The following is a 14,874-nucleotide window of genomic DNA, read 5'->3' as shown; positions in this document are numbered from 1 at the left end:
ATCCGTGGCGGGGATCTCAGACAGATGTATGAACCGCCCCCGTCCCTGGCGCAGAATGGCCGGGTGACCCCGACCTACCAGGACCTCGTGGACGAGATCTCCGGCCTCCTCGGCGTCCCCGCGACCCTGGAGAGCCGGGACTTCGAACTGATCGCGTTCGGCGCGTACGACAGCGACGCCGACCTGGACGCCTCCGCGCTCGACCCGGTCCGCGCGCGCTCGATCCTGACCCGGCGTTCGACGGCCGCCGTACGGGAGTGGTTCGAGGGGTTCGGGATCACCCGCGCGAGCGGGCCCGTACGGATCCCGCCGACCCCGGAGGCGGGGGTGAACCGGGGCCGGATCTGCCTCCCCGTACGCCATCGCGGCGTCGTCCTCGGCTACGTCTGGCTCCTCGACTCCGGCACCCTCGACGACGCCCGGCTGGCGGCGGCCATGGAGGTGACGGCGCGGATCGGGGTGCTGCTCGGGGACGAGGCGCGGCACGGGGCGGACCTGAGCCGGGAGCTGCGGGCGGTGCTGGACGCGGAGGCCGGCTGGCAGCGGGACATGGCGGTCGCGGAGCTGCGTACGGCGGTGGGCGACCGGGCGGACGGCGCGTGCGTGGTGGTGTGCGTGACGCCGTGGGCGGCGGAGGTGCCGTCGGTGCGGACGGTGCCGGGGGCGGTCGCGCTGTGCGGGGTGACGCAGGGTCTCGCGGTGCTGGTCCGGCTCCGGCCGGGCGTCGACGCCGGGGTACGGCTCCTGGAGCGGGCCGGGGCGGACGCCGTCGCCGGGGTCTCGGCTCCCCGGGTGGGCCTCGGTGAGCTGGGGCTCTCCTGGACGGAGGCGTCCTCGGCGGCGCGGGCGGCGCGGGCCGAGCCGCGGTTCGGGCCGGTCGCGGAGTGGGGGCGGATCGGGGCGTACCGGCTGCTGACGGCGCTGGGGCCGGCCGCCGATCCCGCCGTGGCGCCGCTGCTCTCCCCCTCCCAGCGGGAGCTGGCGCGGACGGCCGAGGTGTATCTCGACTGCGCGGGGCAGGCGGGGCGGACGGCGGCGGTGCTGGGGATCCACCGGCAGACGCTGTACTACCGGCTGTCGCGGGTGGAGCAGTTGACGGGGCTGGACCTGGGGGACGGGGAGGACCGGCTGTTGCTGCACATGGCGTTGAAGGGGGCGCGGCTGTGAGGTGAGGGGGCGGGCGGCCGGGGACAAAGGGGGCGACTGTTGAAAACGATTGTCATCATGCTACGGTCTGGGCGACTGTGCCCTTGACCGCCCCTTTACCCGGAGTGCTCCGTGCGCCTGCCCGCTCGCCGTCTCATACCCGCCACGGCCCTCACCGCCGCCTCGGCCCTGCTCCTGTCGGGCTGCTTCACGGGGTCGTCCGAGTCGAGCGGCGACGGCGGCAAGCGCATCCGCGTCGCGATGATGCAGCCGCCGAGGTCGGGCCTGTCCCCGCTCTCCGACGACGCGTTCAAACTGTCCCGCTGGTCCACGGCGGAAACCCTCGTGAAGCTGGACGCCGACGGCGACGCCCAGCCCGCGCTGGCCACCAAGTGGACGCGTTCGGGGAAGAGTTGGACGTTCGCCCTGCGCGACGGCGTCACCTTCCACGACGGTACGGCGCTGGACGCCGAGGCGGTCGTCCGCTCCCTGGCGAGGGCCGCCGGCGCCGCCCCCAAGCCCCGCATCCTGGACGGCGTGGAGCTGACGGCGCGGGCGTCCGGTGACAACGTCGTCGTCACGACCGGTGACGAGGACCCGCTCCTCCCCCAGCGCCTCAGCTCCCCCCAGCTCTCGATCCTCGCGGCGAAGGCGTACACCGGGAAGACGGTGAACCCGCTCGGCGCCGGCACCGGCCCCTTCGAACTGGTCAAGGTGAACGGCACCTCGTCCGCGACCCTCGACCGGTACGACGGCTACTGGGGCACCAAGGCCAAGTCCCCCGGCATCGACGTGAAGTTCGTCCCCGACGGCACCGCCCGCGCGGCGGCCCTGCGCAGCGGCGAGGCGGACATCGTCGAGGCGGTCCCCGTGTCGCAGGCGGCGCTGCTCGACAAGAAGCTGATCACCGAAGTCCCGATGCCCCGCACCAACACCCTCTACCTGAACACTTCTTCGGGCCCCTTCAAGAACGCCTCCCTGCGCGCCGCCGCCCGCGAGGCCGTGGACGCCGAGTCGATCGTGAAGGGCGTGTACGAGGGCCGCGCGGACGTCGCTCAGGGGCTGCTCGGCCCCGCGCTGCCGTGGGCCGCCGGGCTGCGCAAGCCGGTGACGCGCGCCGCCGCCACCGACCCGAAGGGCGCGAGCATCACCATCGGCACGTTCACCGACCGCGCCGAACTCCCGGAGGTCGCCGCCGCGCTCCAACAACAGCTCCAGAAGGCCGGGTTCAAGGTGAAGCTGGAGGTGCGGGAGTACGCGGCGATCGAAGCGGACGCGCTCGCCGGGAAGTTCGACGCGTTCATCCTCTCCCGGGCGACCGTCCTCGACTCCGGTGACCCGGCGGCGTACCTGTACAGCGACTTCGCCTCGGACGGCTCCTTCAACATCGCGCAGCTCAAGAACCCCGCCGTGGACGCCGAGTTGAAGAAGGCGGGCGCTCAGCCGACCGGGGACGCGCGGCGGGCCGCGATCATCGCCGGGGAGGCCGCCGTGCTGGGGACGGACGCGGCTGTGCCGATGCTGCACGAGCGGGTGATCCAGGGGGACGCGGCCGGGGTGGAAGGCGCCGCGCACGACCCGCGCGAGCGGGAGTTGGTCACGGCTTCGACGTACGTCGGTTCATGAGGTCCTTCCCGCGTCCGAGTCCCGCCGGCCTGACCCGGACTCTCGGTCTCCTCACGGTCGTCGCGGCCGTCGGACTGCTCCCCTGGCTCTCCGGGAACGACCCCGCGCTGACCGTCCTGCGGGCCCGCTCCGCCGAGCAGGAGCCGACGAAGGAGGCCCTCGACGCGATCCGCCGGGACCTCGGGCTGGACGCCGGTCCCCTGTCCCTGCTGGGGAGTTGGGCCGCCGACCTGCTGCGCGGCGACCTCGGCACGTCCTGGGTGTCCGGCACCGACGTCCTGCCGTCGGTCACCGCCGGGCTCCAGGTCTCGCTGGCCCTGATGGGCGCGGCCCTCGGCGTCGCGATCCTGCTGGCCGCGCTGCTCGTCGCGCCGGTACTGGTGCGCGGGCGGGGTTCGGCGGGCGCCGGGGCCGCGATGCTGGCGGCCGTACCGGAGTTCCTGCTCGCGACCGTCGCGCTGCTGGCGTTCGGGGTGTGGCTCGGCTGGCTCCCCACGTCCGGCTGGGAGGGCCCGACGCACATGGTCCTGCCCGCCGTCGCCCTCGGCGTCCCGGCCGGCGGGCTGCTGGGGCGGCTCGTCGCGGACGCGCTGCCGTCCGTCCTTGACGAGCGGTGGGTCGAGCTGTGGCGGGGCGCAGGGGTGAGCCGTACGCGGGTCGCCGGGGCGGCGCTGCGGCGTGTACTGCCGCCGCTCGTACCGCAGTTCGGGATGGCCGCCGTCGGCCTGACGGGCGGCGCGGTCGCCGTGGAGACCGTCTTCGCGGTCCCCGGCATCGGCCGTACGGCGCTCGGCGCGGCCAAGTCGCAGGATCTGCCGCTGCTCCAGGGCTCGGTGCTGGCCCTGCTGCTGCTCGGGCTCGTCATCGGGGCGCTGTCTGCGCTGCTGCGGCGCCGGCTGCTGGGGCCGGCCCTGCGGGACGCGTCGCTCACGCTGCCGCCGCCCCGGCCGGTCCGGGTGCCGGTCGCGGTGCCGGTGACGCTGTTCGCGCTGCTCGCGGTGGCGATCGGGTGGGGGCTGCTGCGTGATCCGTACGCCGTGAACACGAACGAGCGGCTCCTGGCGCCGAGTTGGGGGCATCCGCTGGGCACGGACGGGCTGGGCCGGGATGTGCTCGCGCGGCTCGGGCACGGGGCCGCCACGACCGTCGGGACCGCGGCGGCCGTCTGTCTGCTGGGGCTGCTCGTCGGGCTCGCGCTCGGGTTCCTGCCCGGCGTCGCCTCGGGGGCCGCGGACATCGCGAACGCGCTGCCGCCGGTCATCGTGGGAATTCTGGTCGCGGCGGTGACCGGGCCCGGAACCGGCGGTGCCGCCTTGGCCGTCGCGCTGGTGTCGTGGCCCGCGCTCGCCGCGCACTCGGCCGCGCTGGTGCAGGAGGTCCGGGCCTCGGCGTTCCTCACCGCCCAACGGGCCATCGGGGCGACGCCGTTGTGGATCCTCACCCGGCATGTGCTGCCCACGGTGGCGAGGCCGGTCGCCCGGCACGCGCTGCTGCGGCTGCCGGGGGTGGCGCTGGCGCTGGCCTCGCTCGGGTTCCTCGGGCTCGGGGCCCAACCCCCGGCGCCCGAATGGGGGTTGCTGCTCGACGAGTCACGGGCCTACGTGGAGCGGGCGCCCTGGGCGGCGCTGGCGCCCGCGGTGGCTTTGGCGGTGCTGGCGGGGCTCGCGGTGTCGGGGGCAGCGTTCGTGGAGGGGCGGGAGCGGCGGAGGGCGAAGGATGAGGTGTCTCTTGCAGCATGATGAAGTGGTGGAAGCCAAAAGGGGGTTGAAGAGCGAGCAGATGCCTGCTCCCCTGCTCTGCGTCCGTGACCTCCGGGTCTCCTTCTCCGGCGTCGAAGCCGTCCGGGGCGTCTCCTTCGACGTCCGGCCCGGTGAAGTCCTCGCGATCGTCGGGGAGTCGGGCGCCGGGAAGTCGCTCACGGCCCGCGCGCTGCTCGGGATGCTGCCGAGGGAGGCGGTGCGAACCGGTTCCGTGACACCGGACTTGTCGGGTGAGCGGGGGCGGCGAATCGCGCTGGTCCCCCAGGACGCACTGTCCGCCCTCTCCCCCGTCCACCCCGTCGGGGACCAACTCGCCGCCGCCGTACGGTCGGTGCGGCGTATCTCGCGGGCCGAGGCGCGTGCCGTGGCCGTCGCCGCGCTGGAGCGGGTCGGCATTCCGGACGCCGCGCGGAAGGCGCGGGCGTATCCGCACGAGTACTCCGGGGGGATGCGGCAGCGGGCGGTCGTCGCGATGGCGACCGTCAACGAGCCGGAGATCCTCGTCGCCGACGAGCCCACGACCGCGCTGGACGAGGAGCGGCGCGAGCAGGTCCTCGGGCTGCTGCGGGCCCAGCCGGCCGCGCTGGTCCTGGTGACGCACGATGTGGAGGCGGTCCGGCGCCACGCGGACCGGGTGCTGGTGATGTACGCCGGACAGGTCGTCGAACTCGGTTCCGTGGAGCGGGTGCTGGAGACGCCGCGGGCGCCCTACACGGCCGGGCTGCTGGCCTCGCTGCCCCGGCCGGGCGGGCCGGAGCGGCTGCCCGTCCTCGCCGGGCACCCCCCGTTGCCGGGGGCGATGCCGGCGGGGTGCGCGTTCGCGCCGCGCTGCTCGTTCGCGACGGAGGTGTGCCGGGTCGAGGAGCCCCGGCTCCGCGAGACCGACGGGCGGACGGTCGCCTGCCACCATGGGGAGAGCGTGTGAGCGAGTACCTTCTCGACGTCCGTGACCTCGTCGTCCGCTACGGTTCCGCGCTCGCCGTGGACCACGTGTCCTTCTCGCTGCGGGCCGGCGAGACGCTCGCGCTGGACGGGCCGAGCGGGTGCGGGAAGTCGTCCACCGCGCTGGCCGTGCTGCAGCTGCGCCGCCCCGACTCGGGTGAAGTGCGCTTCGAGGGCCGGGAGTTGACCGGGCTGTCCGAACCGGAGCTGCGGGCGGTGCGCCCCCGTATGCAGCCCGTCTTCCAGGATCCCTACGGCTCGCTGAGCCCTCGCCACCGGGTCCGGGACGCCGTCGCCGAGCCGCTGAAGGTCCAGGGCCGCTGGGATCCGGCGACCGGCCCCGCGAAGGTCGCCGAACTCCTCGACCGGGTCGGCCTCGCCCCCGCCCACGCGGACCGGCGCCCCCACGAGCTGTCCGGCGGCCAGTGCCAACGCGTCGGCATCGCGCGGGCGTTGGCCTCGCAGCCCCGGCTCCTGGTCCTCGACGAGCCGGTGTCGGCGCTGGACCCGTCGGTGCGGGCCGGGGTGCTCAACCTGCTCGCCGATCTGCGGGACGAGCTGGGGCTCGGGTACCTGTTCATCTGTCACGACCGGTCGGTGGTACGGCACTTCGCGGACCGGGTCGTGGAGATGAGGGACGGGCGGATCACGTCACCGCAGGCATGAGAAAGGGCGGACCGATGCGACTCGGTCCGCCCTGAAGACTTTTGGCCTCAGACCAGGTTCACCGCGCGGGCCGACGTCGCGCCGATCTCCTCGGCCACCTCCGTCAGCACGCTCGCGGCGACCGCCTCGTCGACCGTGAGGACGGCCAGCGCCTCCCCGCCGGCGGCGGAGCGGGCGACCTGCATGCCGGCGATGTTGATGCCGGCCTCGCCGAGGACGCGGCCGAGCGTGCCGACGACGCCCGGCCGGTCCTCGTACCGCAGGACGAGCAGGTGGTCGGCGACGGCGAGGTCGACGTCGTACTCGCCCACGGCGACGATCTTCTGGACGTTCTTGGTGCCGGCCAGCGTGCCGGAGACCGAGACCTCCTCGCCGTCGGAGAGGGTGCCGCGGACGGTCACGACGTTGCGGTGGTCGGTGGCCTCGGAGGAGGTCGTGAGACGCACCTCGACGCCGCGCTCCTGGGCGAACAGGGGGGCGTTGACGTAGGAGACCGTCTCGTCGACGACGTCCTCGAAGACACCCTTGAGCGCGGACAGCTCCAGCACCTTCACATCGTGCTGCGTGATCTCGCCGTACACCTCGACGTCGAGGCGGACGGCGACCTCACCGGCGAGGGCGGTGAAGATGCGGCCCAGGCGCTCGGCGAGCGGCAGCCCCGGCTTGACGTCCTCGGCGATGACGCCGCCCTGGACGTTGACCGCGTCGGGGACCAGCTCGCCGGCGAGGGCGAGGCGGACCGACTTCGCGACCGCGATGCCCGCCTTCTCCTGGGCCTCGTCGGTGGAGGCGCCCAGGTGGGGGGTGGAGATGACCTGGTCGAACTCGAAGAGCGGGGAGTCGGTGCACGGCTCCTTCGCGTAGACGTCGAGGCCGGCCCCGGCGACGCGGCCTTCCTTCAGCGCCGAGTACAGCGCCTCCTCGTCGACGATCCCGCCGCGCGCGGCGTTGACGATGCGGACGGTCGGCTTGACCTTGCGCAGCGCCTCGTCGCCGATGAGGCCGACGGTCTCGGGGGTCTTGGGGAGGTGGACGGTGATGAAGTCGGAGACTTCGAGCAGCTCGTCCAGGGAGAGGACCTTGACGCCCATCTGGGCGGCGCGCGCGGGCTGGATGTAGGGGTCGTAGGCGACGACCTTCATGCCGAACGCGGACATCCGCTGCGCGACGAGCGCGCCGATGCGGCCGAGGCCGACGACGCCGAGGGTCTTCTCGGCCAGCTCGACGCCGGTGTACTTGCTGCGCTTCCACTCGCCGTTCTTGAGCGCGGCGTTGGCCTGCGGGATGTGCCGCGCGGTGGCGAGCAGCAGGCCGCAGGCGAGTTCGGCGGCGGTGACGATGTTGGAGGTGGGCGCGTTGACGACCATCACGCCGGCCTTGGTGGCGGCGGACACGTCGACGTTGTCGAGGCCGACGCCGGCTCGCGCGACGACCTTCAGCTTGTTCGCGGCGGCGATGGCCTCGGCGTCCACCTTGGTGGCGGAGCGGATCAGGATCGCGTCGACATCGGCGATGGCGGGGAGCAGTTCGGCTCGGTCCGCTCCGTTGCAGTGCCGGATCTCGAAGTCGGGGCCAAGCGCGTCCACGGTCGCGGGCGACAGCTCTTCAGCGATGAGTACGACAGGTTTCGAGCTCACGTGAGTCCTCACAGGTCCAGTGCCGTGCGGACGGCCGTCCCGGCGGCCGCAGGCGGAGGAGGGGGCTACCGCGGAAGACGCACGACACTGTGGGCCTGACGCGTGATGTGCAGCAGTGTAATAGCGCCGGGAGGTGTCTTAGACGTCTCGGGAAAATTACGGGACAGGGCTCCGGCAAAAGGCGTGCGGAGGGGCCGGAACGCGTCGTACCGGCCCCTCCGTCAGAGGCTCACGCCTCTTCGTTCACCCAGCTCATCAGCTTGCGGAGCTGCTTGCCGGTGGTCTCGAGCAGGTGCTCGGAGTCGGCGTCCTTGTACTCGTTGTACTTCTTCAGGCCGCCGTGGTACTCGTCCATCCAGTTCTGGGCGAAGGTGCCGTCCTGGATCTCGGCGAGGACCTGCTTCATCTCGGCCTTGGTGGCGTCGGTGATGATGCGGGGGCCGGTGACGTAGTCGCCCCACTCGGCGGTCTCGGAGACGGACCAGCGCATCTTCTCCAGGCCGCCCTCGTACATGAGGTCGACGATGAGCTTCAGCTCGTGCAGGCACTCGAAGTAGGCGATCTCGGGCTGGTAGCCGGCCTCGACCAGCGTCTCGAAACCGGCCTTGACCAGGGCGGACGTACCACCGCAGAGGACGGCCTGCTCACCGAACAGGTCGGTCTCGGTCTCCTCGGTGAAGGTCGTCTTGATGACGCCGGCCCGGGTGCCGCCGATGGCCTTGGCGTACGACAGGGCGAGCGCGAAGGCGTTGCCCGTGGCGTCCTTCTCGACGGCGGCGATCGCGGGGACGCCGCGGCCCTCCTCGTACTGGCGGCGGACGAGGTGGCCGGGGCCCTTGGGGGCGACCAGGGCGACGTCGACGCCCTCGGGGGCCTTGATGAAGCCGAAGCGGATGTTGAAGCCGTGGGCGAAGAACAGCGCGTCGCCGTCCTTCAGGTTCGGGGCGATGGACTCCTCGTAGACCTTGGCCTGGATCGGGTCCGGGATCAGGATCATGATGAGGTCGGCCTCGGCGGCGGCCTCGGCGGGGCTCACCACGCGCAGGCCCTGCTCCTCGGCCTTGGCCTTGGACTTGGAGCCCTCGTGCAGGCCGACGCGGACGTCCACGCCCGAGTCGCGCAGGGACAGCGCGTGGGCGTGGCCCTGGCTGCCGTAGCCGATGACCGCGACCTTGCGGCCCTGGATGATGGACAGGTCGGCGTCGGCGTCGTAGAACAGCTCGGCCACTGTGGGTTCTCTCCTTGAGTGCAGGTGTTGCGTCCCACCCCACCGTATGACGGCGGGGTGGGGGGAAGTTCCGGGGTCTCGGTATACGGATTACGCGCTGCGGTCGAGGGCGCGCAGCGAGCGGTCCGTGATGGAGCGGGAGCCGCGGCCGATGGCGATCGTGCCGGACTGGACGAGCTCCTTGATGCCGAAGGGTTCCAGCATCTTCAGCATGGCGCCGAGCTTGTCGGCGCCGCCGGTGGCCTCGATGGTGACGGCCTCCGGGGAGACGTCGACGGTCTTGGCGCGGAAGAGCTGGACGATCTCGACGATCTGGGAGCGGGTCTCGTTGTCGGCGCGGACCTTCACCAGAACGAGTTCGCGGTGGACGGCCTGTGCGGGTTCCAGTTCGACGATCTTCAGGACCTCGACGAGCTTGTTGAGCTGCTTGGTGACCTGTTCCAGGGGCAGTGCGTCGACGCTCACGACGATGGTGATGCGGGAGATGTCGGCGTGTTCGGTGACCCCGACGGCGAGGGAGTCGATGTTGAAGCCGCGGCGGGAGAACAGGGCGGCGATCCTGGCGAGGATGCCGGGCTTGTTCTCGACCAGGACGGAGAGCGTGTGCTTGGACATGTTCTGCTGAAGCTTTCTCTCAGTCGTCTTCGTTGTCGCCGAAGTCGGGGCGGACGTTCAGGGCGGCCATGATCTCGTCGTTGGAGGCGCCGGCGGCGACCATCGGCCACACCATGGCGTCCTCGTGGACGATGAAGTCGATGACGACCGGGCGGTCGTTGATCGCGTTGGCCTCTTCGATGACCTTGTCGAGGTCGTCCGGGGACTCGCAGCGGATCGCGTGGCAGCCCATCGCCTCGGACAGCTTCACGAAGTCGGGGATGCGGGTGCCGCGCGCCTCGGGGTTGACGTCCTCGGGGCCGGAGTGCAGGACCGTGTTCGAGTAGCGCTGGTTGTAGAACAGGGTCTGCCACTGGCGGACCATCCCGAGGGCGCCGTTGTTGATGACGGCGACCTTGATCGGGATGTTGTTCAGGGCGCAGGTGGTGAGTTCCTGGTTGGTCATCTGGAAGCAGCCGTCGCCGTCGATGGCCCAGACGGTGCGCTCGGGCCGGCCCGCCTTGGCGCCCATGGCCGCGGGGACCGCGTACCCCATGGTCCCGGCGCCGCCGGAGTTGAGCCAGGTCGCCGGGTTCTCGTACTGGATGTAGTGGGCGGCCCACATCTGGTGCTGGCCGACGCCCGCGGCGAAGATCGTGCCCTCGGGGGCGAGCTGGCCGATGCGCTCGATGACCTGCTGGGGGGAGAGCGTGCCGTCCTCGGGCAGGTTGTAGCCCAGGGGGTAGGTGTCGCGCCAGCGGTTGAGGTCCTTCCACCAGGCCGTGTAGTCGCCCTGGTGGCCCTCGCTGTGCTCCTTCTGGACGGCCTGGACGAGGTCGGCGATGACCTCGCGGGCGTCCCCGACGATCGGGACGTCGGCGGCGCGGTTCTTGCCGATCTCCGCGGGGTCGATGTCCGCGTGGACGATCTTCGCGTCGGGGGCGAAGCTGTCGAGCTTGCCGGTGACGCGGTCGTCGAAGCGGGCGCCGAGGGTGACGAGCAGGTCGGACTTCTGCAGCGCGGTGACCGCGGCGACGGAGCCGTGCATGCCGGGCATGCCCAGGTGCTGGGGGTGGCTGTCGGGGAAGGAGCCCAGCGCCATCAGGGTGGTGACGACGGGGGCGCCGGTCAGCTCGGCGAGGACCTTCAGCTCGGCCGTCGCCTGCGCCTTGATGACACCGCCGCCGACGTACAGCACGGGCCGCTTGGCCTGGGTGATCAGCTTGGCTGCCTCGCGGATCTGCTTGGCGTGCGGCTTGGTCACCGGGCGGTAGCCGGGCAGGTCCATGACCGGCGGCCAGGAGAACGTCGTCCTCGCCTGGAGGATGTCCTTGGGGATGTCGACCAGGACCGGTCCGGGGCGGCCGGTGGAGGCGATGTGGAACGCCTGCGCGATCGTGCGCGGGATGTCCTCGGCCTTGGTGACCAGGAAGCTGTGCTTGGTGATCGGCATGGTGATGCCGACGATGTCCGCCTCCTGGAAGGCGTCCGTGCCGATCGCGGCGGAGACGACCTGCCCGGTGATCGCCACGAGCGGCACCGAGTCCATGTTCGCGTCCGCGATCGGGGTGACCAGGTTGGTGGCGCCCGGCCCGGAGGTCGCCATGCAGACGCCGACCTTGCCGGTGGCCTGCGCGTAACCGGTCGCCGCGTGACCGGCGCCCTGCTCGTGGCGGACCAGGACGTGGCGCACCCGCTTGGAGTCCATCATCGGGTCGTACGCCGGCAGGATCGTGCCGCCGGGGATACCGAAGACCGTGTCCGCACCGACCTCCTCAAGGGAGCGGATGAGGGACTGCGCACCCGTGACGTGCTCGACGGGCGTGGCGTGTCCTCCGGATCGGGGCCGCGGCTGCGGATGCGGGGTGGCCCCGGTGGCCTGCTCGGTCATCGTCATTCTCTTCTCGATGCTGAGGGTTTTTGCGGGTTTTGTGCGGAGTGCGGCGGTTGCCCGGAGGGCGTCCGTGCAACAAAAAACCCCTCGTGCCGGAAGGCAAGCGAGGGGAGCGCGTCGGGTGCGTGCGCTGGGAGTTCCGGGTCTTCCGGGCGTCCACAGCTTCAGCCGACGCGCTGTCCAAGTACGAGAATTCGGGTGCGCATGGCACTGACCCTCCCCCCGACGCGCACCCAGTGTCAAGCGGGTGGGACGGGGGTCTCAGTATGTGGGCCACGGTGTCAGCTGTGCGCCGGCCCCCCGCCCGCCAGCACCGGTTCCCCGGGCCCGTGCGGAACCGGATAGTGCCCGGACGCCAGCGCCCTGCGCAAGCGGTACTCGTCGAGCGGCTCGGAGAACGCCGCGCCCTGGCCGTGCGTGCACCCCATCTCCCGCAGGGCGACGACCTGGTCGGGCAGGTCGACCCCTTCGGCGACGGTGTCGAGGCCCAGGTCGGCGGCGATCCTGAGGACCCCGGCGGTGATCTTGTGCAGCCGCGCGGACTCCACGACGCCCTCGACGAGCCCCCGGTCCAGCTTGAGGACGTCGACAGGCAGCCTGCGCAGCGCCGTGAGCCCCGTACAGCCCGTGCCGAGACCGTCGAGGACGATCCGGACGCCGAGCCGCCGCAGGGCGCCCAGACGCCGTTCCAGGTCCTCCAGGGGCACCTGCGGGTCGACGTCGGCCAGTTCGACCGTGAGCGCCCCGGACGGCAGCCCGTGCCGGGTCAGCAGCGCCTCGATGGAGGCGAGCGGCGAGGACCGGTCGACGAGGCGCCGCGCGCCCGTGCGGACCGTCACCGGCACGGACAGTCCCGTCGCCGCGCGCTCGGCGGCCCGCTCGACCGCCTCGGCCAGCACCCACTGCGCCAGCTCGGCCGTCTTGTCACCGTCCTCGGCGACCCGCAGGAACTCGGCCGGCGTGAACAGCACCCCCTGCGAGGACCGCCAGCGCGCGAGCGCCGCGACGGACGAGATCCGGCCGTCCGCGAGCCGTACGACGGGCTGGTGCACGAGCGTGAACTCGCCGTCGTTGAGCGCCGCGCGCAGCCGCGTGGCCAGCTCCGCCTTGCGCACCACGTCCTGCTGCATCTGCGGCTGGTACAGCTCGACGCGGCCCTTGCCGCCGGACTTCGCCCGGTACATCGCGAGGTCCGCGTTGCGCAGCAGCTCGCCCGCGCCCAGACCCGGTTCGGCGAAGGCGACGCCGATGGAGGCGGCGACCCGTACGTCGTTGCCGTCGATGGCGTAGGGCTGCGACAGGGCGATCCTGAGGCGGTCGGCGAGCTCCAGGATGTGCCGTTCGCGGGCGCTGCGGTCGCGGGAGTTGTCGCCCATGATGAGCGCCGCGAACTCGTCGCCGCCGAGCCGGGAGGCGGTGTCGCCCTGCCGGACGGCGTCCTGGAGGCGGCGGGCGGCCTGGATCAGCAGGTCGTCCCCGGCGGCGTGGCCGATGGTGTCGTTGACGGCCTTGAAGCCGTCGAGGTCGATGAACAGGACGGCCGTGTTGCGCAGGGCGTGGCCCCGGTCGGAGCTGCGGCGGCCGGAGAGCGCCTGCTGGACGCGCTGCGTGAACAGGGCGCGGTTGGGCAGGTCGGTGAGCGGGTCGTGCTCGGCGCTGTGCTGGAGCTGGGCCTGCAGCCGGACGCGTTCGGTGACGTCGCGGCTGTTGAAGATCAGGCCGCCGTGGTGGCGGTTGACGGTGGACTCCACGTTCAGCCAGCCGCCGTCGCCGGAGCGGAAGCGGCACTCGATACGGGTGGTGGGTTCGTCGTAGGGGTTGATGGCGAGGAAGCGGCGCACCTCGTGGACGACGCCGCCGAGGTCGTCGGGGTGGATGAAGTGGGCGAGCTCGCGGCCGAGCATCTCCTCGGCGGGGCGGCCGTACACGCCCGCCGCGGCCGGGGAGACGTACTTCAGGGCGCCGCTCGGGGCGGCGATCATGATGACGTCGCTGGAGCCCTGGACCAGGGAGCGGAAGTAGTTCTCCTTCTGCGCCAGCTCCTGGGTGAGCTTGACGTTGTCGAGGAGCATGATGCCCTGGCGGACGACGAGGGCGAGGACGACGGCGCCTCCGGTGAGCAGGACGACGCGGTCGACGCTGCGGCCGTTGAGGACGTTGTAGAGGATGCCCAGGGTGCAGACGGCGGCCGCGAGGTAGGGCGTGAGGGCGGCCAGGGAGCCCGTGATGGGGCGGGTGGTCTGGTAGCGGTCGGGGGGCGGTGTGCTGGGCCTCGGGCGCGGGCGGTCGAGGGTCGGCGGCGCGGGGTGGCGGTGGTCGCGGCCCGGGATGTGCTCGTGGACCACGCGGGGGTCGCCGCCCCAGGCGCTGGTGCCGGTCTCGGCGCGGGAACCGGCGACGGCCCAGGGCGCGTACGCCAGCAGGAGGGAGCCGGCGAACCAGCCGGCGTCCAGGAGCTGGCCGGAGTGGTAGCCGTTGTGCAGCAGCGGGGAGGTGAACAGGGCGTCGCACATCACCGTGAGCGCGAGGGCGCCGACGGCCGTGTTGACGGCGGTGCGGTTCACCGAGGACCTGCGGAAGTGCAGGACGAGGACCATGCTGACCAGCGCGATGTCCAGCAGCGGGTACGCCAGGGACAGGGCCGTGTGCGCGACGCCGGTGCCGTCGAACTTGGCGGCCTGGGCGAGGGCGAGGCTCCAGGAGAGCGTCAGCAGGGAGCCGGCGATCAGCCAGGCGTCCAGCGCGAGGCAGACCCAGCCGGCCTTCGACACGGGCCGGGTGGCGAGCACCAGGAGGCCGACGATGGCGGGCGGCGCGAAGCACAGGAAGAACAGGTCGGCGTAGCTCGGGCTCGGGACCGGGACGCCGAGGACGACCTCGTACCAGCCCCAGACGAGGTTGCCGAGCGAGGCCATCGCGGAGGAGAGGGCGAACAGCAGCCAGGCCGGTCGAAAGCGGACGTGGCGGCTGCGGGCGTAGAAGAAGCACGACACGGCGGCGGTGCCGGCGGCCGCGCTGAGCCCGAAGTCGCCCATGATCAGGGCGAGTCGCCGATCGCCCCAGCCGAGCGCGGAGCCGACGGCGTAGCCCGCGCAGACCAGGGCGATGAGGAGTTGGTGGACCAGGGTGCGGGTGGAGCCCCGGGAGGCCGGAGGCCGGGGCGGTGGCGTCCCCGGTGCGGGGTGGGGGCGCAGCATGTCGTCGAGCGTCGTCGTCATGGCGGAGGGCGGCGCGTTCACCAGGGCCTCCCGGTCTGCTTCGGCCCCGGGCGGCGGTGGTCGCCTGCGTGGGGCGGGTGGTCGGTGCCGACGTGGGACGCGCTGTTCCGGTTGCCGTGCGCGGTGGTCTCGGCGGTGGTGTGACCGCCTTGCGAGCCGTTTC

General features: G+C 72.4%; 10 protein-coding genes. 5 read left to right on the top strand and 5 right to left on the bottom strand.

What is annotated here, in order from left to right:
* Window positions 1-24 precede the first annotated feature (24 nt).
* The 5 genes from ACLZOT_RS34815 to ACLZOT_RS34795 all read left to right on the top strand — a co-directional run bounded on the left by ACLZOT_RS34815 (window position 25) and on the right by ACLZOT_RS34795 (window position 6,140).
* Entirely contained in the window at window positions 25-1,167 is a 1,143-nt protein-coding gene (locus tag ACLZOT_RS34815; protein WP_416973149.1) for a PucR family transcriptional regulator, read from the top strand.
* Between the two features lie 111 nt (window positions 1,168-1,278).
* Window positions 1,279-2,772: an ABC transporter substrate-binding protein gene (locus ACLZOT_RS34810; protein WP_416973148.1), complete on the top strand. Its 1,494-nt coding sequence runs from the start codon at window positions 1,279-1,281 to the stop codon at window positions 2,770-2,772.
* Window positions 2,769-4,511: an ABC transporter permease subunit gene (locus ACLZOT_RS34805; RefSeq protein WP_416973147.1), complete on the top strand. Its 1,743-nt coding sequence runs from the start codon at window positions 2,769-2,771 to the stop codon at window positions 4,509-4,511. The genes ACLZOT_RS34810 and ACLZOT_RS34805 overlap by 4 nt, the downstream gene beginning before the upstream one ends.
* 40 nt (window positions 4,512-4,551) lie before the next feature.
* Entirely contained in the window at window positions 4,552-5,457 is a 906-nt protein-coding gene (locus ACLZOT_RS34800) for an ABC transporter ATP-binding protein (protein WP_416973146.1), read from the top strand.
* Entirely contained in the window at window positions 5,454-6,140 is a 687-nt protein-coding gene (locus tag ACLZOT_RS34795; RefSeq protein WP_416973145.1) for an ATP-binding cassette domain-containing protein, read from the top strand. Before ACLZOT_RS34800 ends, ACLZOT_RS34795 begins: the two co-directional genes overlap by 4 nt.
* Before the next feature lie 47 nt (window positions 6,141-6,187).
* On the opposite strand, the gene serA is transcribed toward ACLZOT_RS34795, so the two are convergent.
* The 5 genes from serA to ACLZOT_RS34770 all read right to left on the bottom strand — a co-directional run bounded on the left by serA (window position 6,188) and on the right by ACLZOT_RS34770 (window position 14,711).
* Complete coding sequence (gene serA, locus ACLZOT_RS34790) at window positions 6,188-7,777, bottom strand: phosphoglycerate dehydrogenase (RefSeq protein WP_416973144.1); 1,590 nt, start codon at window positions 7,775-7,777, stop codon at window positions 6,188-6,190.
* A gap of 229 nt (window positions 7,778-8,006) precedes the next feature.
* Entirely contained in the window at window positions 8,007-9,005 is a 999-nt protein-coding gene (gene ilvC, locus ACLZOT_RS34785) for a ketol-acid reductoisomerase (protein ID WP_416973143.1), read from the bottom strand.
* A 90-nt stretch (window positions 9,006-9,095) separates the two neighbouring features.
* Entirely contained in the window at window positions 9,096-9,620 is a 525-nt protein-coding gene (gene ilvN / locus ACLZOT_RS34780) for an acetolactate synthase small subunit (protein WP_355861180.1), read from the bottom strand.
* A 19-nt stretch (window positions 9,621-9,639) separates the two neighbouring features.
* On the bottom strand, window positions 9,640-11,490 hold the full coding sequence (locus ACLZOT_RS34775; protein WP_416973142.1) for an acetolactate synthase large subunit: 1,851 nt from the start codon (window positions 11,488-11,490) through the stop codon (window positions 9,640-9,642).
* A 284-nt stretch (window positions 11,491-11,774) separates the two neighbouring features.
* Window positions 11,775-14,711 (bottom strand): putative bifunctional diguanylate cyclase/phosphodiesterase, encoded by a 2,937-nt coding sequence (locus ACLZOT_RS34770; RefSeq protein ID WP_416973246.1) that lies wholly within the window; start codon window positions 14,709-14,711, stop codon window positions 11,775-11,777.
* Window positions 14,712-14,874: the final 163 nt, after the last annotated feature.

It is taken from the genome of Streptomyces sp. 4F14, from assembly GCF_048159485.1.
GTDB lineage: Bacteria > Actinomycetota > Actinomycetes > Streptomycetales > Streptomycetaceae > Streptomyces.
Note: the sequence above shows the minus strand (reverse complement) of the source record. Positions and strands in the feature narration are given on the sequence as shown.

Coding starts and splice junctions, on each gene's coding strand:
- ACLZOT_RS34815 (WP_416973149.1), top strand. CDS start 25: ATGTATGAACCGCCCCCGTCCCTGGCGCAGAATGGCCGGGTGACCCCG.
- ACLZOT_RS34805 (WP_416973147.1), top strand. CDS start 2,769: ATGAGGTCCTTCCCGCGTCCGAGTCCCGCCGGCCTGACCCGGACTCTC.
- ACLZOT_RS34800 (WP_416973146.1), top strand. CDS start 4,552: ATGCCTGCTCCCCTGCTCTGCGTCCGTGACCTCCGGGTCTCCTTCTCC.
- ilvN (WP_355861180.1), bottom strand. CDS start 9,620: ATGTCCAAGCACACGCTCTCCGTCCTGGTCGAGAACAAGCCCGGCATC.
- ACLZOT_RS34775 (WP_416973142.1), bottom strand. CDS start 11,490: ATGACCGAGCAGGCCACCGGGGCCACCCCGCATCCGCAGCCGCGGCCC.
- ACLZOT_RS34770 (WP_416973246.1), bottom strand. CDS start 14,711: ATGACGACGACGCTCGACGACATGCTGCGCCCCCACCCCGCACCGGGG.